Source organism: Paenibacillus sp. FA6, from assembly GCF_051550225.1.
Taxonomy (GTDB): Bacteria; Bacillota; Bacilli; order Paenibacillales; family Paenibacillaceae; genus Paenibacillus_AQ.
The window spans coordinates 3,025,964-3,047,955 of record NZ_CP188820.1; the positions used below are offsets into that span (position 1 = coordinate 3,025,964).

Genomic DNA, 21,992 nt, shown 5'->3' on the forward strand with positions numbered 1-21,992 from the left:
GAGAATCATATCCATGTTCCATGCTATTATCTTCCCTGTATTATACGGTTTGGCCATTTTCCTGCTTGGGATGAAAGTAATGGAGTCCGCTCTATCTCGCTGGGCTGGCCCCTTGTTAACATCTCTTCTAAGCAAGGCAACGTCGTCGCCCCTCAAAGGTATGCTATTCAGTACATTCATTACTGGCATTCTACAGAGTAGTACGGCCGTTACGGTCATCACCATAGGCCTCGTAAACGCTGGGCTTCTCACCTACGCTAGAACGCTTGGTATCATTCTTGGTAGTAACATTGGCACTTGCCTCACAACCGAATTAATGGGTTTGCAATTAGGACAATTGGCTCCCCCTTTACTCCTCATATCCATCGCAGTATGGGGTGCTGCTGTGATCGTAAATGACTATACACCATGGAAATTACACCAATTCAAGCATCTCTTCGAGCCTGCTCAATATATATCCCTCATCGTAGCCGGGTTCGCATTAATCATGTTCGGGATCCGTGTCATGCAATCGATCGGACCTGCATTAGATTCCTACGGTGTCTTCGGATGGTTCATCGAACGCGCTTCTCAGAATGTGCTCTGGGGAGTCGTTGCCGGAGCCTGCCTGACTGCCCTAATCCATAGTAGTGCCGCTGTAATTGGCCTGGCTATGGGACTTGCAAGTTCTGGTGCCCTACCCGTAGAAGTAGGTATTGCCATTGTCTTAGGATCCAATGTAGGCACATGCGTCACTGCTGTCATCGCTGCAACCGGTAGTTCTCCATCAGGCAAATTTGTCGCTTGGACTCATGTCGTACTGAATGTAGGTGGTGCAGCATTATTCATGCCCTTTATTCAACAATTACATAATGTATCTGCTTGGTTATCCACTGACCTCGGTAGCCAAATTGCCCATTCGCAGACGATATTTAATATCCTCTGCTCACTCATAGCACTTCCAATATGTTATCTTCCGATCTGGAGAAGGATCGACCGTTCCCCATCCTAAGACTTATACACTTATCCCTAACAATGACAGAGCTTTCCTGAGAATGATATCATTATTACGATAACCGCTCTGTTGCTGTCGACGCCAAGCATCTTTAGGCGTATACCATGACACTTCATTTATCTCCTCAATTTGAGGCTTCAGATGACCGCCCTTGGCTTCCACCAGATAATAATGTACTTCTTTATTCACTTCTCCATGAACAGGGTTCTGGTACGTATACGCAATAATATCCACAGGGGAGACAATACTTCCTAATATACCGGTCTCCTCTTCAATTTCACGTAGGGCTGTCTTTTCGATCGTCTCTCCCAGCTCCATCTTCCCTTTAGCTAACGACACTTTACCATAACGGTCCAGTATGAGCTGAATATGAAGTTCCCCATTCTCTTTCTTAAATACGACGCCACCTGCTGAAAACTCTTTATGTGTCATGCTGATGACCCCTTTATATCATATTATTAAGAAAAGGTTCACTTGCGGCGAAAAATATAAGGATTTCATCTCCTAACAAACAGAAAAATGAAATCCTTATCCATATCTCGGCTAACTTATTAACTTACACTAATCAACTTCCCTTTGCACTCGTTAACACCAGCCTCAACCATTTCTACACGACATATTTTACGGTGAAGATCCTCTGGCCCATCAAAAATAACCTGCAAATAGTTATCGCTGAATCCCTGTAATTTACCTGAACCCTCAGAGCCTTTACGAGCCCCCTCCGGGATGACCTCAAGAACTTGCCCAACAAACTGATTCGCATAAATAAGCTGCATCTGTTCAGATAGATCAATCAGATCGTGGACACGTGCATTCTTGATTTCTTCATCCACCTGATCCTCCATACGTGCTGCAGGCGTGCCTGTCCGTTTAGAGTATGGGAACACATGCATTTCTGAGAATTGGATCGCCTTCATCAGATCATAACCATTACGGAACATCTCATGACTCTCACCAGGGAAACCGACAATAATATCTGTTGTAATGCCTACGTCCGGCATAGCTTGGCGGATCAGTCCCATTTTATTATAAAATTGTTCTGTTGTATATTTACGTCTCATCCGTTTCAATACTTCATCATCTCCAGCTTGAAGTGGAATGTGAAGATGTCGGCACATTTTCGTAGATCGATTCAGAACATCAAGCATCTTATCATCGATTTGACTCGCTTCAATGGAACTGATTCGAATCCGTTCTAATCCATCTACCTTATCTAAATCCATCAATAGATCAGATAAATCATACTGTTCAAGATCATCGCCATAACCACCGGTATGAATCCCTGTTAAGACCATTTCCTTATAACCAGCTTCCACTAACTGATGAGCCTGTTTAATAATATTCTGCGGATCCCTACTACGTGATAAGCCCCGTGACCACGGTATAATACAGAATGTACAGAAATTGTTACAACCGTCTTGAATTTTGAGGAAAGCACGCGTGCGATCGGTAAAATCGGGAACGTCCATTTCCTCAAATACCCGATTCTTCATAATATTATGAACGGCATTAATGGGCTCACGCGATTCCTGAATTTCTTTCACAAAAGGAATTATTTTATCACGATCCTGCGTCCCAATGACGAGATCCACACCTGGAATATCCATGATCTCTGCTGGTGATGTCTGAGCGTAACAGCCCGTAACAGCGATTATTGCATTCGGATTGCGGCGAACTGCGCGACGAATAATTTGCCGACTCTTCTTGTCCCCTGTGTTCGTAACGGTACATGTATTAATTAAATACACATCGGCCGTCTGTTCGTAATCAACCTGCTCGTATCCTTCATCTTTAAAAAGTTGCCAGATGGCTTCCGTATCATAAAAATTGACTTTACATCCTAATGTATAAAATGCTATGGATGGCATTCTTAAACTCCTCCCATTTCACCAAAATCGTATAATATGCAAGAAAGGGCAACCATACCCGCGGTCTCACAGCGTAGAATGCGACGACCTAGTCCTACGCTGACTGCTCCCGCTTCCTCCGCTTTACGGCATTCCCCTTCACTGAATCCACCTTCTGGCCCAACAACGAGTAACACATTAGGCGTACTACTTGCTTCAACACTTTGTATAAAAGGTAGCAGTGCATCTCGAAGTTGTGATCCCTGCTCTTTCTCATAGCAAAAATATACAGCATCATATAGCGTAAATGACTTCATCAGCTGCGACCATGTTAGAGGTGGTTCTATCGCTGGAACAATATTGCGATGACTTTGCTCCGCCGCTTCTTTACAAATCTTCCGCCACCGTTCTAGACGCTTCTCTTCCTTCTTAGCATCATATTGGACAATCGTACGTTCCGATAGAAAGGGTACAAATGACACAGCCCCAATCTCTGTGCATTTCTGTATAACGGTCTCCATCTTATCCCCTTTGGGAAGGCTCTGCGCCAATGTGACCTTCACACGTGCTTCTTGTAACATGTCGAGATGCTCAACAATATTAGCAGTAACTAAACCTTGCTCTAATGACTCCAGCTCAACCACCGCTTCACGGGATAGACCATCACTTACAATGATCTTATCTCCTGCTTTCCCCCTCATTACTCTCGTAATATGACGTGCATCTTCACCTGTAATTTCCACGGTGTTTTCCCTGAATTGTTCCACAGATATGAAATATCGTTGCATCGCTTATCAGCATCCTATCCTTACGTAATTAACCTCCAAACATAACCATGAACATTTTAATAAAGCTCAAATACATCGACTGAGCAGCTCCATAAAGTGGGGTTATCGTATATTCCCGTAGCCCCGGAATGAACAATATCAATAGAAAAATTAACAGGGACCACTGTTCAAACTGCTTCATCTTACCTCTAGCTTCACGCGGAACCACATCTTCTAGTATCCGGTATCCATCCAATGGAGGTAATGGGATAAGATTAAATAGACACAGAAAGAAGTTCATAATAATAATAAAATAAAACGTGGTCGCAATCGCCTCAGCTAGTTTCAAATTCGTAATTGAACCTAATACGTCAAATTGAATTAGTCCTGCATAGACGAGTGCCCCCAATACGCCGAGCACGAAATTACTCAACGGTCCTGCTAATGAAACAATTGCACCCATTAGACGTGGTCGTTCGAAATTGTCACGATTCACTGGTACGGGTCTCGCCCAACCAAAGCCTGCAACAAGTAACAATATAATTCCAAACAAGTCAAAATGTACGGTTGGATTTAACGTTACACGTCCCAATAATTTGGCCGTAGGATCGCCGAATTTGTTAGCGAAGTAAGCGTGCGAGAACTCATGCACCGTAAATGCTAACACGATAGCAATCAAGAAAAACGGCATTTTGTCGATCGGGTAAATCAATATTTTATTTAGAAAATCCATACTTACCTCTTTCTAGCCACGAAGGCAATCCATTCTTCCTCACGATTTACATCGATGATTTCAAAGTTGGATGCTTTAAGCGCCTCTTGAACAACAAGTTCTTTATTTTTATATATCCCTGATGTTATAAAAATACCCCCTGGTTGTAACACTTGATACACATCATCAATAAGCAACAGAATAACCTCTGCTAATATATTCGCGACAACCATATCAACAGGCACGGTCACACCCAAGTTCACACCCTCTTCTTGATGTTTGAATACAGATAGGAGGTCGCTTTCTTTAACCGTTATGCTACCTTCCATCCCATTGAAGGCTGCATTCTCCTTCGCACTATGTACTGCTACTGGATCTAGGTCAACAGCTAAGACATGCTTTGCTCCCAGAAGAATTGCACCAATCGCTAATATTCCCGATCCTGTTCCAACATCAATAATCTCTTCTCCGCCCTGAATGACGTCCTCTAATGTACGTAAACAAAGAGATGTGGTCGGATGAGTACCCGTACCAAACGCCATCCCAGGATCCAAATGAATAAGCTTTTCCCCTTCAGATTCAGGGGTATACTCTTCCCATGTCGGCTTAATGGTTAGGCTCTTAGAGACACGTATCGGCTTGAAATATTGTTTCCAAGCATTAGCCCATTCATCTTCATCAATTAACTTTAACTCATAGCGAACTTCACCAGTGTCTATATCATACTGACTCAGCTCATCGACCCGCTGCTTCAATATAGGAACAACATTGTCCATCTCCATATCCACGGAGAAATAGCCTTTAATCACTGCCTGACCTTCGGGAATGTCATTCAAAGGTTCATCATAGAGCTCACCATATTTCGTATCTCTTACTTTATTGAGCGTTCCGGATTCTTCAATGGATACACCACCAGCTCCTGCTTCATGCAGGAAATTAGAAATCATTTCAATTGATTCTTCCGTAGTTTCTATCGTAAATTCGTGCCATAACATGTTGTTCTTATCCCCCTCATACCTATGCATAATTATCATTGTACTATACAAAGAGATCGGTGTACAAAAAAATATGACATATATAGTAAAAGGCTACGCCATCCTTATTCGGACAGCATAGCCTGCTTTATATGACATCATGAAATGAGGATAATAGTTACATCGAAGGCTTCATTTTTTGTAACTGCCGTTCATCTGCTTCCTTACTTCGTACTTGAGCTTCTATATCCTCCGTATCAGCATCGAGTGAGGAAAACTCGACATCTTCCTCTTTCATTGACATGAGCTCAGTCGTCTTCCCAGTCTTTGTTATGATATTATTGTTACGCTTACTTCTAGTCATCTTATTTATCCCTCCCTGAAATAGCATATTGGTAGGTTGCCGCTTCGTCCTTTTTTTATGCGTCGTTACTAGTTGCAAAAAAAGACATCCATAAATCGTTCAATTACATCGATCTAGACGACTTCCCCCTGTTTAAATGCTTAGGGAGTACTTGTATATTTAACGACCGGTACTTTCTCCTTTCGCAGCGCGTCCTGCAATTCCTGTCCGATGTGTAAATTATCTCGAATCAGATCTCGAGGAGTAAGAGCCATCCATTGATTTAACGATATATCGACAAATCGATCGCTCTTGAACATCTCCAAAAACCACAACGTTTGGTTACCTGTATTCTGAATATAGTGCCCGAAAGCATAAGGTACATAACCAACATCACCGGCTCTATAATCAAATGTACGTGCCGTACCGTTTCCCGCAAATACCGTCATCCGCCCTTGTCCAGTAAGATAATATTGCCACTCGTCGTTATTAGGATGCCAATGAAGTTCTCGCATTGCACCCGGTTCAATCTCAACCAGCGCAGCAGCGATGGTTTTTGAAATAGGAAAGTTAGAAGAATCCACGATTCGTACGCTTCCGCCAGGTGTCTTAATTGGTGTTTGCGCTAGCAACTGGTGCTTGAAACTTTGAGGTATTGTCCCGTAAGGAGACTGAACTTTCTGGCTTTCCAGCGAACCTGGAACATTGTCTTGAAAGATATAGACCTGCTCTGAAGGAATACTCTTAAAGGCACTCTCAGGTACGCCGAAATTGGCTGACAGCACATCTTTTGGTGTATGCGCAAACCAATCGGAAATGGATAAGGTATTCAGGTCCGAAAAATGACCATCATCGAAGACGAGCAGAAATTCGCAACCTTCTTCCAGCCCTTGAATTGAATGTGGAATTCCTGCGGGAAAGTACCAGAGGTCGCCCGGACCGACGTCGGCAATGAAATTTCGTCCTTCCTGATCGACTGAGGTTATGCGCGCCCGCCCTAATAGCATATATGCCCATTCTGCTTGCTGATGCCAGTGAAGCTCACGCACACCACCCGGCGTCAAGCGCATATTAACGCCCGCAAGCGTGGTTGCAATCGGTAGTTCCCTTATGGTGACCTCCCGCGACCATCCCCCGTGATTTAATTGCATATGAGTATCCGAGAATGAAAATTTCAAGTTAGGTATCAAACCTGCGTCAGTAACCGGTGGAACCAGCATGTCAGGATTCTCAATATCCCGCATAACGTCCCGAGGACCTAAATCTGTCGCTCCGGCACCATTTTTCCTTATAGGCTGTGGCACATGTACATTCGTGGCATGAGTCCAAGGTCGGTTTTCCATGAGACATACTCCTCTCATTTGGATTGTTACAAGGATATTTCTCTATCCTCATTCAAGTAATTTATGACATAGGTTCCGTTCGTATGACCTTGTCAGAAATAAAAAAACGGCAGACTAAGGATCACCTTAGCCTACCATTTTTATTCAATAGTCTCTTTTTAAGAAAAGTGAGTATCACCTCAGAGAATGAAACAATCAATCTCCACGGAAAGCTTTCTTCACGCGATCAAAAAAGGATTGTTCATGCTCATGTGTCTTTTCTCCATCTAAAGAGGCAATTTGTCGAAGAAGTACCTTTTGCTCATCATTTAGATTACTTGGTGTAATAACGACCACTTTAACATGTTGATCGCCTTGGCCAATGCCGCGAAGACGAGGTACACCCTTACCTCTAAGACGGAAGAACGTCCCTGTCTGAGTACCTGCCGGAATCTTCAACTTTATCTTTTCCGTCAATGTCGGAACTTCAACCTCATCTCCCAATGCTACTTGAGCAAAGGTTAATGGGATCTCGCAGTAAATATCATCCCCTTCACGTTCGAAGAAATCGTGAGCTTTCACGCGAATGACAATATATAGATCTCCTGAAGGACCTCCACGTAATCCGCCTTCTCCTTCACCTGTCATGCGCAATTGTGCTCCATCATCTACACCTGCAGGGATCTTAACATGAATCTTACGTTGTTTCTTAACTTTCCCTTGCCCATGGCAACTTCCACAACGTTCCTTAATAATCTTACCAGTACCACTACATGTCGAACAGCTACGGCGATTAGCCATACGTCCAAATGGTGTATTCTGAATAACTTCTTCCTGTCCACTACCATGACATGTATGACAGGTATGGGGTTTCGTACCCGGTTTAGCTCCAGAACCAAAACATGTATCACAAGACTCTGTACGTGGAATAGTAATATCACTTTCTTTACCAAATACAGCTTCTTTAAATTCGATCGTCATTGTATACTGCAGATCATTTCCCCGTTGTGGCGCATTCGGGTCCCGTCTTCCGCCACCTCCGAAGAACATATCGAATATATCACCCATGCCTCCAAAATCACCACCGCCAGAGGAGCCACCGCCCATTCCCTGATTTGGATCAACATGTCCATACTGATCATATCCCGCTTTCTTCTGTCCATCACTAAGAACATCGTAAGCTTCCTTAACTTCCTTAAATTTGGACTCAGCATCATCGGCCTTGTTTACATCCGGGTGATATGTTCGTGCTTGTTTACGATACGCCTTCTTAATCTCTTCATCCGATGCGTCTTTACTGACACCGAGCACTTCGTAGTAATCGCGCTTTCCAGCCACTCTGCCACCCCCACAACATCTCTGTTATCTTATCCATACTTACAATCCTATTTTCGCAAAGAGAAAGCCAAAGCATGGGATGCCCCGGCTTTGACCTTCCCTTTTCTCCTCCAAACACTTCTTATGAAGGAAACCTTCTATAGGTTACTCTTGTTTCTTATCTTCGTCAACAACCTCATAGTCTGCGTCCACAACATTATCTTTCTTCGCTCCGTCATTAGCTGAACCTTCAGCACCTTGTTCTGCTTCTGCAGCTTGCTCGTACAACTTCATTGACAATTGTTGAACGATCTCTGTCAACTCTTCAGCCGCCTTGTTAATTTCTTCAAGGTTATCTGTTTCCAAAGCCGTTTTCACTTTTTCTTTGGCTGCTTCAGCTTTTTCGATTTCAGATGCATCGATCTTCTCGCCTAGATCCTTAATGACTTTATCCGTCGAATATACAAGTTGGTCAGCATTATTCTTCGCTTCAATCATTTCTTTACGTTGACGATCCTCTTCGGCATGCTCTTCAGCATCTTTCATCATACGTTCCACTTCTTCATCACTCAAACCGCTTGAAGATGTGATCGTAATTTTTTGGCTCTTATTCGTACCTTTATCTGTTGCAGCTACGTTAACAATCCCGTTCGCATCAATATCAAATGTAACTTCGATTTGCGGTATACCACGTTGTGCTGGAGGAATCTCACCTAGCATGAAGCGTCCAAGTGTCTTATTACCTGCTGCCATTTGGCGCTCACCTTGCAAGACGTGGATTTCAACACTTGGTTGGTTATCTGCATAAGTTGAGAATACTTGTGATTTACTTGTAGGGATCGTAGTGTTACGTTCGATCATCTTCGTAAATACACCACCCGCAGTTTCAATACCTAGGGACAATGGAGTTACATCAAGTAGAACAACGTCTTTCACTTCACCTGTCAGAACTCCGGCTTGAACTGCTGCTCCAAGAGCAACAACTTCATCAGGGTTAACCCCTTTGTGAGGATCTTTACCTGTCAACTTCTTAATGGCATCCTGAACAGCAGGAATACGTGTAGATCCACCAACAAGAACAATTTTATCTATATCATTCGGAGTCATACCCGCGTCACTTAGCGCTTGACGAGTAGGTCCAAGCGTACGCTCAACCAAAGAATTTGTTAATTCATCGAATTTAGCGCGAGTTAGGTTAATTTCTAAATGTTGTGGAACCCCATCAACTACAGTAATAAACGGCAAGGAGATCGTTGTAGTCAACACGCCAGACAATTCCTTTTTCGCTTTTTCTGCAGCATCCTTCAAGCGTTGAACAGCCGATTTGTCCTTACTCAGATCAATTCCTTGATCCTTTTTGAATTCACTTACGAGGTAATCAATAACCAATTGGTCAAAGTCATCCCCACCAAGACGGTTATCTCCACTTGTTGCTTTTACTTCAAAGAATCCATCGCCTAGTTCAAGAATGGATACGTCAAATGTACCACCACCAAGGTCATACACAAGAATCGTGTGGTCTTCAGACTTTTCCATGCCATATGCAAGTGCCGCTGCTGTTGGCTCATTAACAATACGTAGAACTTCTAGACCCGCAATTTTACCAGCATCTTTAGTAGCTTGACGTTGACTATCGTTGAAATAGGCAGGAACCGTAATAACGGCTTGAGTAACCGTTTGTCCTAGATATGCTTCTGCATCTGATTTTAACTTTTGAAGAATAATAGCGGAAATCTCTTGTGCTGTATAATCTTTATCATCAATTTTCTCTTTGTGATCCGTACCAATATGGCGTTTAATTGACATAATCGTACGATCTGGGTTCGTAATGGATTGACGTTTCGCTGTTTCACCAACAATACGCTCGCCATCTTTCTTAAAACCTACAATCGATGGTGTTGTCCGTGCACCTTCTGGGTTAGGAATAACAACGGCCTCGCCGCCTTCCATAACTGCTACACAAGAATTCGTTGTACCTAGGTCAATCCCGATTACTTTACTCATCTTAAAATTCCTCCTTTTATATATAAAGCTCAATTATTCACTAACTTTAACCATCGCTGGGCGAAGGAGCTTATCCTTCAACATATAGCCTTTTTGAACTTCTTCAACAACGGTTCCCTCTGGATAAAGGTCACTTTCCACTTTCATGATCGCCTGATGAAATTCCGGATTAAATGGCTGTCCCACACTTTCCATAGCAACTAATCCTTCAGCCTGTAAGGTACTTTCCAATTGACGGAAGATCATATCCATCCCTTTTGAAAAAGACTCCACTTGCTCATTTGCAACATCAACTGAAAATGCTCGTTCAAAGTTATCCATGATCGGCAATAGTTCCGTGATTAGCCTAATAGAAGCATATTTAGCCGAATCTTCCTTCTCTTTCTGTGTACGTTTACGATAATTGTCGAAATCAGCTTGTGCACGCAAAACACGTTGTTGATTCTCATCCGCAAGTGCTTGTAGTCGCTCTAGCTCAGTTAGCAAAGCTGGTTCTTGTTCAAGCGAAGACGTTGATTGTTGCTGATTCACTTCTTCCACGATGTCTGTCTCTATTTCTTCTGAAACATTATTTATTTCTTGTTGTTCCTCTTTCATGGTGTCTCCACCTCCTTAACCTAGTTTAAATAAAATCACTTGATTATGTTATACGAGTTCAATGAGGAGTTCGGTATTCCTAATCATTTAACCGTCCATCCTCTTCCCTCATCTTAATCACATTATGAATACGAAGTACTGCCATTGCGACTTCACCAGCAGCTTTCAGCCCATGGGACTTGACGAGGGCAGGATCAACAATTCCCTCAAGCTCATAATTAATAACGTGACCTGTATCGCAATCAATCCCCATACTATCGCAATTTTCTGTAATCTGAGCTGCACGTGCTTCCTCTAATTTCTCAAGAGGATTATAGCCAGCATTCAACAATATTTGAGACATAGGCTTCCTAAGTGCTGCTGCAACAGCAGCAACTCCAAAAGCTTCCATCCCCGTGACTGTTTCTCGCTGACGCTCTAGCTCATAGGAAATGGCCAATTCAGTGGTACCTCCACCAGGCAGCACGCCTCCTGATACGGCAGCCTGTAAGGCTGACGCCGCATCTCCTGCGATCCGTGCTGATTCTCCCACCACTTCAGCTGTACTAGCTCCTACCACCACAGTAACGAATGGTCCTTGGCTATTAGCTTGAGATTGCATACGGACACGCTCGAGTTCCTCATCATAAGCTACCTGAGGAGAGAATCCTAATACAAGCCGTAGTTGTTCAGAACTCTTATGTAGCGCTGTACGTCTAACTGGAACAGCCCTCGTCATCTCACATACACGGTTGATATCGACTCGGCTCACTCTCTGAATGACTAGTATACCATGATCAATACAGAACTGTTCAGCATCAGGATGAATGCCACGTTCTAATAGAATCACACCTACTCCGATCTCATGTATGCTTAGTAATTCTCTACCGAACTGCTCACGCAGATCCATATAGCGCGCAAATCCAGCCTCTGTGGTTAACACTTCTTCATCTAGAGACTCAGGCTCCAGCGCATCTTGAAGAACTAGTATTCGGACATCCTTCAGCACCTGGTTCCCTCGAGAATGCAAAGGTTTCTGACGCAACAACAATCCTTCGTATACTTCATTGTCAGCTTTCTCAATCGCGATCACACAATTTGCTAAATTAAATGTGGGTTCCTTCATTCGTTCCACACCCACTTTGGAAGCAGCATCCATCACAAGCTTCACAATATCTCTGCGTTCTCGACCTGCTACATAAGCAGTCTTTTCCAATAAGGGATCATGAAGTCCTTGGATCATTCTCGTTCGACGTTGTAATGATTGTATCGCAAACTCAATGCCTTGTTGCATACCAGAGACTACTTTGGAAGCTGGAACTCCCTTCATAATCTGTACAACACCTTCTTGTACCAGCGCACCTGCTAGCACAATCGCCGAAGTCGTGCCGTCTCCGACTTTTCTTTGCTGTGATCTTGCCACTTGAATGAGTAGACTGGCCGCAGGATGACTTACATCTATTCTGTCCAAAATAGTAACGCCATCATTGGTAATGATTACTTCTCCTCTGGAACCGACAAGCATAACATCCAGTCCCTTTGGACCTAATGTACCCTCCACCGCAGAAGTAATGGCGCGGACTGCATTACTATTATTAAGCAAGGTCGAGTAGTGCTCCTCACCCTCACGAAGTGATTGCTGTCCTTGACTCATCTATTCCACTCCCTATTTGTACCAATGTGACAATAGCGTTGTCAAATCTTTTGAAATAACCCCCATGATGCTCATGACTCTGGCATACTCCATCCTTGTGGGTCCTAATATTCCAATGGTTCCTAAAGACTCTCCTTCTAATGAATATGTAGCTGTAATCAAGCTACAATCAGCGAATGCCTTATGATCATTCTCTGTACCGATCCTTACCTGAATCCCACTCCCACTAGAACTAGGATCCATCATCTTCATTAAGGTAGGCGTTTCTTCAAGTAGATCTAGAATACCCTTCACTTTATCGACATCTTTAAATTCGGGTTGCGTAAGCATATTCGTCGTACCACTAAGGTATACTTGGTGTTCACCCTCACGATCCAATATAGAATCCAGAACAATAAGCAATTCCTCATAGTGTGTTGTGTATCTCTCCAATTCCTCTGCAAGTTCAGAGTATAAACGAGATTTTAATTTGAATAGTGGAACGTTAACGAGCTTACTATTAAGCAAATTCACCACTTTTTCCATCTCTGAAACAGAGACGCCTGGAGGGATGACTACCGTCTTATTCTCTACTTGTCCTGTGCTTGTCACGATGATAGCGACCGCAGTTGTCTCATTGAGTGGAAGTAGTTGGAAATGACGTAGCGACGTATGAAAGACCTCTGGACCTAGCAGGATCGATGTATAATTTGTCATATGAGAAAGAATTGTAGCCGAGTGCTGAATGACCTGTTCCATCGCATTTAACTTCTCAGCGTAAAAGGATCTGATCTTATTGCGCTCAACAGGGTCAATCGCAATCCAAGGAGCCATATGGTCTACATAATAGCGATAACCTTTGTTGGAAGGTATCCTTCCGGCAGAAGTATGAGGTTGTTCAAGAAATCCCAATTCCTCCAGATCAGCCATTTCATTACGAATTGTAGCCGGGCTATACCCAACATCAGCTCTCTTGGAAATGCTGCGAGAACCGACAGGTTCGGCAGAACGAATATAATCGTCAACAATAACATTCAATATCATTCTTTGACGTTCAGTTAACAACTCTTTCCCCTCCTCGCAGCAATTTTTTTAAAAGATATCGTTAGCACTCACAACCATTGAGTGCTAACTACTAATATAAAAATACCAAACTGACCTATTTGTTGTCAAGTCAGTTCAGTATCTTTAGTACAGCTATCTCATCACAGCAAAGCTGTTTACTACAAAAGACGCAGTCAGTCCACACCTTTTCAGGAAAGATTTCTTTGTCTACGACATCAAATCCATTCTTAATAAAAAAGGATACTTCATATGTTAAGGCCATCACTTTGGGAATCTTCCTTTGTCTAGCTTCTTCTATTAGCGCAGTTACTAGCTTGGACCCAATTCCTCGACCTTTATACTCTTCCCCAATACCTAATGAACGTATCTCCACTAAATCATCGCCTAGTTGGAATAACGATCCACAACCAACGGTCTGACCATCCAGCTCTGCCACAATAAATTGATCCAATTGTTGTTCCAATACCTTACGTGAACGTGGAAGCATAATTCCCTTTTCAGCATATCCCTGTATCATCACAGTTAGATATTCTATATCTTCAGGAACTGCTTTCCTGCATATCACCGACATCCCGCTCTCCTCCTTACACACGCTGCATAATAATATGAATAAATATACAACAGCACGCATAAAAGTTCAAGATGTTAATTTTCCACAAGCGATCCTACAAATTCACCAAATACATCATTCCCGAACAATATTCCCTTGTCACTTAGTCGATAACCCTCATTGGTAATTTCAAGAAGACCCGTATTCACCATCTTCTCAAGTTGCTTGGCGAACACGACATCCATCTGCTCTTCGAACTGATCTTCGAAATGGGCTTTGGATACACCCTTGAGCACTCGTAATCCAACCATTAGAAAGTCCTCCATGGCTTCTTCTTTCGATATAAGAAAGCTATCTAGACGTGGGAGCCCTTGTTTCACAGCCTCAACATAGGGATTGACTCCTTTTATGTTTACGTGACGATTTCGACCTATATATCCATGCGCACCTGCACCAAGACCGTAATAATCCTCATTTAGCCAGTACGTCATATTATGTCTGCTTTCAAACCCAGGCTTGGCAAAATTACTAATTTCATATTGATCATACCCTGCTTGCTTCATCCGATCCATCAATAAAAGATACATTTGAAGTTCATCATCTTCATGAGGCAATGGTAACTGATTTTTCTGATACATCGTATGGAAAAGCGTATTTTCCTCTACTTTCAAGCTGTATATGGAGTAGTGGTTTAGATTAAGCTCCAACGCCTTCGTCACACTCTCCGAAAGCATCTCCAATGTCTGATTGGGAAGCCCAAACATAAGGTCAATGGACATGTTATCAAATCCCGCTTTACGGGCATTCTCTAAGCTGTGATAGACATCATCTGTATTATGAATCCGTCCAATGCCTGAGAGTAACTCATTCTGAAATGCTTGAACACCGAAGCTAACACGGTTTACACCGCCTTCTCTCATCACTGTCAATTTCTCCAGATCTGTCGTCCCAGGATTGGCCTCCATCGAGAATTCAATATCATCTGACCAGTCTGGGAAATGGGTACGTACTGAGTTTAAGAAATATTTCATTTCATCGGGTTTCAGAACAGTTGGTGTTCCTCCGCCAACAAAAATACTTTTAATTTGTCCCGGTGGAGTTTGCGCAACTGTCAATTCCATTTCTCGATCTAAGCCAACCAAATAATCCATCACAGGCTGATCCTTCAATACATATGAATTAAAGTCACAGTAAAAACACTTGTTTGTGCAAAAAGGAATATGCAAATAAATCGCTTGAGGTTTACGGCTTCCCAGATGAACATTTTGCTTGTGATGCTGAAGTTCCGCCATAATAATATCCCCCTAAAAAGTTTTGTATTGTAATATTGATTCACTACTAATTGGTTAGAAAAGGGGAGCCGCAGCGGCCCCCCTGTGAATAGATTCACTCTATATACATAACATACTTCAGCTTATCAGTCGTCGACTTTCAATACCGCCATAAATGCTTCCTGCGGAACTTCAACGCTTCCGACCTGCTTCATACGCTTCTTACCTTCTTTCTGCTTCTCAAGCAGCTTCCGTTTCCGTGAAATATCGCCACCATAACATTTAGCTAATACGTTTTTGCGCAAAGCTCTTACTGTTTCCCGAGCTACTACTTTCGTACCCACCGTAGCTTGAATAGGTACCTCGAACATTTGACGAGGAATAATCTCACGCAATTTCTCACAAATAATGCGTCCACGATTGAACGAGCGATCCCGGTGAACGATGAATGAAAGGGCATCCACTTGCTCATTGTTCAGCATGATATCCATTTTGACAAGATTAGATCTACGGTATCCAGATATTTCATAGTCGAAAGATGCATAACCCTTCGTACCGGACTTCAACTTATCAAAGAAATCATAGACAATCTCCGAGAGTGGAACTTCATAAATGATCGTTACACGATTTGCGTCTAAGTACTCCATATTTACGAACTCTCCACGTTTGTTCTGGCACAGTTCCATGACCATACCCACATAGTCATTCGGTACGATAATGGATGCCTTAACATAAGGTTCTTCCACATGGTCAATCTTACTTAGCTCTGGATAATTAGAAGGGTTGTCAATCTGAATCACGTCCCCGTTAGTCATCGCGATCCGATAGATAACACTTGGTGCAGTCGTGATGAGTGGAATATCGAATTCACGCTCAATCCGCTCCTGAATGATCTCCATATGAAGTAAGCCTAAGAATCCACAACGGAATCCAAATCCAAGCGCACTAGATGACTCCGGCTCGAAGCTGAGAGATGCATCATTTAACTGAAGCTTCTCTAGTGCTTCCCGCAAATCGACATATTCCGATGTCTCAATTGGATACAGACCGCAATATACCATTGGATTGATTGTCCGATAACCCGGTAGCGCTTCTGCTGTCGGATTCTTCATGCTAGTTACTGTATCCCCAACACGTGTATCTCCTACATGCTTAATCCCGGCAACGATAAAGCCGACATCTCCCACTTTCAGTTCATCCACGATGGTCATGCTAGGCATGAAGGCACCAACCTCAATGACTTCAAACGTTTTGTTAGTTGCCATCATCTTAATCTTGGACCCTGCTTTTATACTACCATCTACTACACGTATGTAGACGATAACACCCTTATATGCGTCATAATGGGAGTCAAAGATCAAAGCTTTCAACGGTTGTTCTGGATCTCCCGACGGAGACGGAACCTGTTTTACGATCTGCTCCAAGATTTCTTTGATACCAATGCCTGCCTTCGCTGAAGCCAGTACAGCTTCGCTTGCGTCCAACCCAATAACATCCTCAATTTCCTGTCTTACGCGTTCTGGATCTGCGTTAGGAAGATCAATCTTGTTAATAACGGGTAAGATCTCCAAGTTGTTATCCAGTGCTAAATAGACATTCGCGAGTGTTTGAGCCTCAATTCCCTGTGCAGCATCTACGATCAGCAATGCGCCTTCACAGGCTGCAAGGCTTCGAGATACTTCATACGTAAAGTCTACGTGCCCCGGTGTGTCAATCAAGTTCAGAATATATTCTTCACCATCGTCGGCGCGATATAATAAATTAACGGCCTGCAGCTTAATCGTAATTCCCCTCTCGCGTTCAAGGTCCATCTTATCCAGCACTTGCTCCTGCATTTCACGAGAAGATAGTGTGCCAGTATACTCTAGAATACGGTCAGCCAAGGTAGATTTACCATGGTCAATATGGGCAATGATACTAAAATTACGAATTTTCTTTTGTCTCTCAAATACGTCCTTCATTCCTTACCCCCACAAACAGCCTGATGTTTCAATCACCTCATTATAACAGTTGTAGATTAGACGGGCAATCCCAGACAAATACAAAATAAGATTACCTTTGAAGCATCACACTTATTCTGTGATGGAACTGAACAGAGTTACTACGAAACGGATGCCCTCTTGAGATCCTTTTTGTAATAGAGTCGCTGTCTTATCCGCCAAAACATCCACTGATGATTTTGACCTATCGGGTATCAATATTTCTTGAGGTGTTTTATCTGCATAGGCTGGAACCGTCGCTCCCCCTTGCACAGAAGCCTCATTAGGCTGTGTATCAATCGTAACTGGCTGGAATGTAATGGTATACGAACCTGCCACACTCGGATTGGGATTAATCTGAGGCACCGGCAACGTAAACTCCTGTGTGGAGCTGGTATTAGCCACTATACTTGGCTTGGGAGTTGTAGACTCACTTGGATTAGGATTCGCAAACTGCATGCCCACAAGAACGCCTAAACCAGCCCATATCCCAATGACCCACATCCTTTTACTAAAACGAGACATGTACAATCCCTCCTTAATTTACGAAGATTCACGAATATTATTTTAACCACCGCTTTTTACGCTTGTTTCAGATTTCACGGTACTTGCTTTCTTTGCCTTCTGATCTTCAAAATATACATCCGCTATAATGTCAGCCAAAATACGGGACGTACGTTCCAGTTCCTCTTTAGTGTTATCAATTCCTCCGATTTCAATGATAATGCTATTCGGAGATAGTGACTGATTATATTCACCATTACCCTGCTCTGCTGTTTTCCCCCAAATCCCTCGAGAAATACCAGGATAAGCAGCTTCCAGTTTCTTATGAATAGAATTTGCATAAGCTTCGTTTTGACGCCAATTTTTATTCTCATGTCCAATGATGAAATACATTTGCGCATAACTTACACCTTTGATTATGGTTGTCGTCTTCTCATGCCGCGCAGAATCGCGATGGATATCGAGTAAATAGGTTATTTTATCATTTTGTGCAAGGGCCTCTTTAACAGCTTGCCGGGAATATTTATAAGAATAGTTCCAATTATATTCTTTTATATAAGCTGGATAATCATTCTGAAGGTGTATTGTACCTACTCCTTTAGCTTTAAGCTCCGTAGCTATAAATTCACCTATTTGCATCACATTTTTGGTAGGCACCGCTGAACTAGGATTAGTACTAACTGTTTCTAGTAATGGATTAAAAGCTTCACGAGGATGCGAATGATAGATTAGAACCTCACTGTTCTCAACAGTGGGAGCCTTTGTGGGAACTAGCGGATCTTCCGGCTTCACAATTTCACTTGGCTTGGTAACTGGATCTGGAATGATGATGCCTTCTTGTGATTTGGCACTCGCCACAGCTTTAGTAGCATCAGGATGATAATCTTCCGGGGCTTCCATGTTCTTATTTCCCGTCGCACTACGGAGTAGAACAGGATTATTACTATCCATACCAGGCAACTCTCTTGCCAGCAAACTTTTAGGATCCCGAAGATTTACACTTGTCAGCAATTGAAACACGAATGTACTCATTTTCTCGCCAGATAGTGAGGATGATTCTTTACCTTTATTTAAATGGGGCATTTCCATACCCAACATATCCATGAAAAGTTCACTTGTAAGGGATGATGCGAAGCCCTTCATGGATGACACCGGAGATGAATTAAACCTCTGCTCTGCCATACCTCCAAGACCTAGCAATATAAAAAAAATCATTGAACTCAACATCAAAAGTATGAATGTACGTCCCATTGTTAGAATCGACAGCCATTTAGCTCTCCATTTGTGTATATTCCAAATTTGAAACCATTCTTTTTTCATTCTAATGTCCTCCTGAACTCTCTTATACTTTAAATCTATGAACTGGAGAGATTCACTAGAACCGAAAAACATAAAAAAGAAGCTCCGCTAGACTCGGAGCTTCTCCCTATATTGGATAGAACAACAACTTGAATCAGTGTGTATAAGCTCCAACGTTCGTAGGATCAACTGCTTCATGCAGAGCTGCATTTAATCCAGTAGCAACGATATTAGCCATGTCTTCTATAAACTCATCGATTTCCTTAGGCGTCACGATTAGATCATGTCCGAGAGGTTCCAGCACTTCTTTAACTAAGGCCAGACGTTCCCCTTCAGGCATATCATCTAACATCCCCATAATCTCTTTCGTATGATTTGTTTCCCGATCCAGATGCTTCTTCATCAAATCGATGGCGTTGTTTACGATAGTAGATGCGTAACAAACCGTAGGTACTCCAATAGCTATACAAGGTACCCCCAACACTTCCTTAGTTAATCCACGCCGTTTATTACCAATCCCGGATCCGGGATGGATGCCAATGTCAGCAATTTGGATCGTCGTGTTTACCCTTTCAAGCGATCTGGATGCTAATGCATCCACAGCAATAATCAGATCAGGCTTCGTACGATCTATAATACCTTGTACAATTTCACTTGATTCAATACCCGTTACACCGAGTACTCCTGGGGCAATCGCGCTCAGTTGACGGTATCCTGGTGCAACCTGATCAGGTACCAATTCGAAATAATGACGCGTGACTAATATATTCTCTACGACGAGCGGTCCAAGGGAATCCGGAGTAACATTCCAGTTTCCAAGACCAACCACCAAGACAGAACTAGTCTTTTGTATGCCAATCAACGTTAGGAAGTCTTCAAATTCTCGGGCAAAAGCTTCAGCTACTCTCCCTTGCAATCCGGTATCACCACCACGAAGTCCAGGTACTTCAATCGTCACGTAATGACCCTTCACACGACCAATCATCTTCGATCCTTCTTCGTTAAGTACATTTAGCCGAGTAATTTTAATCCCATCATTCTCCGAGATTTCTTCATCTACACCTGAAATAGGGGCACTGTATCTTTTTTCTGCCATTTCCTTAGCATCTAAAGCAAGATCTGTTCGAACATTGTAATTCTGCAAATCTAATGTCATCCTATTTCCACCTCCTTCTTCTTCCTATGATAGTGTGTGAGAGGAGGAGGATGTTTATGCAAGCCCTTTTAAGTATTGCTTTTTAATGTATCACATGCTAAAATATTTTAAGTTGTGAATCATGTCGATCTATCGAATGTCTTTCAGGAGGTGAATGCAATGCCAAATATTAAATCCGCTATTAAACGTGTGAAAGCAAATGACAAACGTCATGCGCTCAATGCTTCTCAAAAATCCGCTCTTCGTACAGCTGTTAAAGCTGCTGACAACGCGCTGGTAAATAATGAAGTTGAAGGTGCAAATGCTGCTATTCAATTGGCTTCCAAAAAGCTGGATAAAGCTGTAACTAAAGGCTTGATCCACAAGAATGCAGCTGCTCGTAAGAAATCACGCTTGGCGAAAAAACTTAACGCCCTTAATGCTCAAGCATAAGAAGCGCTATTCATACGACAGATGCAAAAGTCCTGAACAGCGGGTAGCTGATCAGGACTTTTTATCATTGCTATGTAGTACCTAGTCACCTACTCGAAGTAAGAATAGTTCTAGACCGAGCACCTTATCTATTCGTCCCGTCTTCATGTGGTAATCTAGATCCGCAAGTCTGCTTAATATTCGTTTCAAATCTTCAAATTTGAACTTTCTCGCTTGTTCACCTGCAATTTTAACCGCATAAGGATGAAGCCCAAGTTGCGAAGCAATTTGCGCTTGCGAATAACTTTGCCCCGTCAATTCCTTCACCTGTAGAACCATTCGAAACTGCCTTGTGATTAGTGACGCAATCTTAATCGGCTCTTCCCGTTGCTTCAATAGTTCATAAAAGATACTCAATGCTTGTTCTAACCTCAAATTAGCAATATTCTCAACAAGGGAAAAGACATTCTGCTCTGTGCTAAGGGCAACTAACTGCTCCACCGTATCACACTCTATCGTCCCACCTTCGCCTGAATATATGCAGAGTTTGTCCAGTTCGGATGACAACTTCTGAAGCTGTGTACCCGCGTTTCTAACAAGGATTTCAGCCGCCCCCGCTGCTAATAAACATCCTCTCTGTTTCGTCTCCTTAGCTATCCATTCCAGTAGTTCATTGCCCCCTAGTGAAGCAAATGGGAGGACAACACTTGCAGCCTTCAGCGCCTTGACTACCTTCTTCCGTTCATCTAATTTATCATGATACACCAGAAATATAAGGATGCTATATTCAGCAGGATTCTTCAAATATTCCAATAGCGCTTCGATTCGATGTTCTATTTTCCCGCCCTCTTTACCAGCAGTAAAAATAGAGGCGTCTCGAACAAATATTAGCTTACGCGGCACCATAAAAGGTAATGTCTCTGCTTCTTCAATAACAACCTGTATTGGAGTTTCTGCCAAATCATAGTTCACAATTGCGAAATCGCGGTCTTCCTTTTGAATTAATTGATCTACCAATAAGGAACCGAACTTTTTTATTTGATATTTCTCCGATCCATAAAGTAAGTATACAGGAGCTGCATCTCCATGTTTGATCGCTTTGGTTGCTGTCTTAATGTCCATGGTAAATCCCTCCCTCTTTCCCCTCTATACATAATCCCTTTAAGAGGTTGTTCAATAAGTCATCTTTTAAACACGCACTTCTATTTATTCTATCAAAAAAAAGGCTTTCCAACCATAAGAAAGGAACCTCGAGTCTTCACTCAGGG

The 21,992-nt window shown here is 42.6% G+C and carries 21 protein-coding genes; 2 read left to right on the forward strand and 19 right to left on the reverse strand.

Features of this window, described 5'->3' with window-relative positions; all coding sequences use genetic code 11:
* Positions 1 to 13 precede the first annotated feature (13 nt).
* Positions 14 to 991, forward strand: a complete 978-nt coding sequence (locus ACP8HI_RS14210; RefSeq protein WP_438346887.1) for a Na/Pi cotransporter family protein — start codon at positions 14 to 16, stop codon at positions 989 to 991.
* Positions 992 to 994: 3 nt separating this feature from the next.
* On the opposite strand, the gene ACP8HI_RS14215 is transcribed toward ACP8HI_RS14210, so the two are convergent.
* The 18 genes from ACP8HI_RS14215 to gpr form a co-directional block, all read right to left on the reverse strand.
* Positions 995 to 1,426, reverse strand: coding sequence for an NUDIX hydrolase (locus ACP8HI_RS14215; protein ID WP_438346888.1), 432 nt, complete (start codon positions 1,424 to 1,426; stop codon positions 995 to 997).
* 119 nt (positions 1,427 to 1,545) lie between these two features.
* Positions 1,546 to 2,862 (reverse strand): tRNA (N(6)-L-threonylcarbamoyladenosine(37)-C(2))-methylthiotransferase MtaB, encoded by a 1,317-nt coding sequence (gene mtaB / locus ACP8HI_RS14220; protein WP_438346889.1) that lies wholly within the window; start codon positions 2,860 to 2,862, stop codon positions 1,546 to 1,548.
* Positions 2,863 to 2,864: 2 nt separating this feature from the next.
* Positions 2,865 to 3,629, reverse strand: coding sequence for a 16S rRNA (uracil(1498)-N(3))-methyltransferase (locus tag ACP8HI_RS14225; RefSeq protein ID WP_438346890.1), 765 nt, complete (start codon positions 3,627 to 3,629; stop codon positions 2,865 to 2,867).
* A gap of 28 nt (positions 3,630 to 3,657) precedes the next feature.
* The gene (locus ACP8HI_RS14230; RefSeq protein ID WP_438346891.1) at positions 3,658 to 4,341 is read right to left on the reverse strand and encodes a site-2 protease family protein; all 684 of its coding nucleotides are present in this window, start codon (positions 4,339 to 4,341) and stop codon (positions 3,658 to 3,660) included.
* A gap of 2 nt (positions 4,342 to 4,343) precedes the next feature.
* Positions 4,344 to 5,315 (reverse strand): 50S ribosomal protein L11 methyltransferase, encoded by a 972-nt coding sequence (prmA, locus tag ACP8HI_RS14235; protein ID WP_438346892.1) that lies wholly within the window; start codon positions 5,313 to 5,315, stop codon positions 4,344 to 4,346.
* A gap of 157 nt (positions 5,316 to 5,472) precedes the next feature.
* Positions 5,473 to 5,658 carry a YfhD family protein gene (locus ACP8HI_RS14240; RefSeq protein WP_438346893.1) on the reverse strand — a complete coding sequence of 62 codons (186 nt, stop codon included), beginning with the start codon at positions 5,656 to 5,658 and terminating at the stop codon, positions 5,473 to 5,475.
* Between the two features lie 140 nt (positions 5,659 to 5,798).
* Complete coding sequence (locus ACP8HI_RS14245; protein WP_438346894.1) at positions 5,799 to 6,980, reverse strand: oxalate decarboxylase family bicupin; 1,182 nt, start codon at positions 6,978 to 6,980, stop codon at positions 5,799 to 5,801.
* 195 nt (positions 6,981 to 7,175) lie between these two features.
* Positions 7,176 to 8,297 carry a molecular chaperone DnaJ gene (gene dnaJ / locus ACP8HI_RS14250; protein ID WP_438346895.1) on the reverse strand — a complete coding sequence of 374 codons (1,122 nt, stop codon included), beginning with the start codon at positions 8,295 to 8,297 and terminating at the stop codon, positions 7,176 to 7,178.
* A 144-nt stretch (positions 8,298 to 8,441) separates the two neighbouring features.
* Positions 8,442 to 10,280, reverse strand: coding sequence for a molecular chaperone DnaK (dnaK, locus tag ACP8HI_RS14255; protein ID WP_438346896.1), 1,839 nt, complete (start codon positions 10,278 to 10,280; stop codon positions 8,442 to 8,444).
* Between the two features lie 33 nt (positions 10,281 to 10,313).
* Positions 10,314 to 10,877 carry a nucleotide exchange factor GrpE gene (gene grpE, locus ACP8HI_RS14260; protein WP_438346897.1) on the reverse strand — a complete coding sequence of 188 codons (564 nt, stop codon included), beginning with the start codon at positions 10,875 to 10,877 and terminating at the stop codon, positions 10,314 to 10,316.
* 79 nt (positions 10,878 to 10,956) lie between these two features.
* Entirely contained in the window at positions 10,957 to 12,510 is a 1,554-nt protein-coding gene (locus tag ACP8HI_RS14265; protein WP_438346898.1) for a TCP-1/cpn60 chaperonin family protein, read from the reverse strand.
* Between the two features lie 12 nt (positions 12,511 to 12,522).
* Complete coding sequence (hrcA, locus tag ACP8HI_RS14270) at positions 12,523 to 13,554, reverse strand: heat-inducible transcriptional repressor HrcA (protein WP_438346899.1); 1,032 nt, start codon at positions 13,552 to 13,554, stop codon at positions 12,523 to 12,525.
* 109 nt (positions 13,555 to 13,663) lie between these two features.
* On the reverse strand, positions 13,664 to 14,125 hold the full coding sequence (locus tag ACP8HI_RS14275) for an N-acetyltransferase (RefSeq protein WP_438346900.1): 462 nt from the start codon (positions 14,123 to 14,125) through the stop codon (positions 13,664 to 13,666).
* Positions 14,126 to 14,199: 74 nt separating this feature from the next.
* A complete protein-coding gene (gene hemW / locus ACP8HI_RS14280) occupies positions 14,200 to 15,396 on the reverse strand; it encodes a radical SAM family heme chaperone HemW (RefSeq protein ID WP_438346901.1) in 1,197 nt (398 codons plus the stop codon).
* 125 nt (positions 15,397 to 15,521) lie between these two features.
* The gene (lepA, locus tag ACP8HI_RS14285) at positions 15,522 to 17,336 is read right to left on the reverse strand and encodes a translation elongation factor 4 (protein WP_438346902.1); all 1,815 of its coding nucleotides are present in this window, start codon (positions 17,334 to 17,336) and stop codon (positions 15,522 to 15,524) included.
* A 111-nt stretch (positions 17,337 to 17,447) separates the two neighbouring features.
* Entirely contained in the window at positions 17,448 to 17,879 is a 432-nt protein-coding gene (locus tag ACP8HI_RS14290) for a hypothetical protein (RefSeq protein ID WP_438346903.1), read from the reverse strand.
* 42 nt (positions 17,880 to 17,921) lie between these two features.
* Positions 17,922 to 19,178: a stage II sporulation protein P gene (locus tag ACP8HI_RS14295; RefSeq protein ID WP_438346904.1), complete on the reverse strand. Its 1,257-nt coding sequence runs from the start codon at positions 19,176 to 19,178 to the stop codon at positions 17,922 to 17,924.
* Between the two features lie 133 nt (positions 19,179 to 19,311).
* Positions 19,312 to 20,313 (reverse strand): GPR endopeptidase, encoded by a 1,002-nt coding sequence (gene gpr / locus ACP8HI_RS14300; protein ID WP_438346905.1) that lies wholly within the window; start codon positions 20,311 to 20,313, stop codon positions 19,312 to 19,314.
* A 159-nt stretch (positions 20,314 to 20,472) separates the two neighbouring features.
* On the opposite strand from gpr, the gene rpsT reads away from it, so the two are divergent.
* Positions 20,473 to 20,745, forward strand: a complete 273-nt coding sequence (gene rpsT, locus ACP8HI_RS14305; RefSeq protein WP_438346906.1) for a 30S ribosomal protein S20 — start codon at positions 20,473 to 20,475, stop codon at positions 20,743 to 20,745.
* Positions 20,746 to 20,826: 81 nt separating this feature from the next.
* Here the strand turns inward: rpsT and holA are convergent, their stop codons facing one another.
* The gene (gene holA / locus ACP8HI_RS14310) at positions 20,827 to 21,846 is read right to left on the reverse strand and encodes a DNA polymerase III subunit delta (protein WP_438346907.1); all 1,020 of its coding nucleotides are present in this window, start codon (positions 21,844 to 21,846) and stop codon (positions 20,827 to 20,829) included.
* Positions 21,847 to 21,992: the final 146 nt, after the last annotated feature.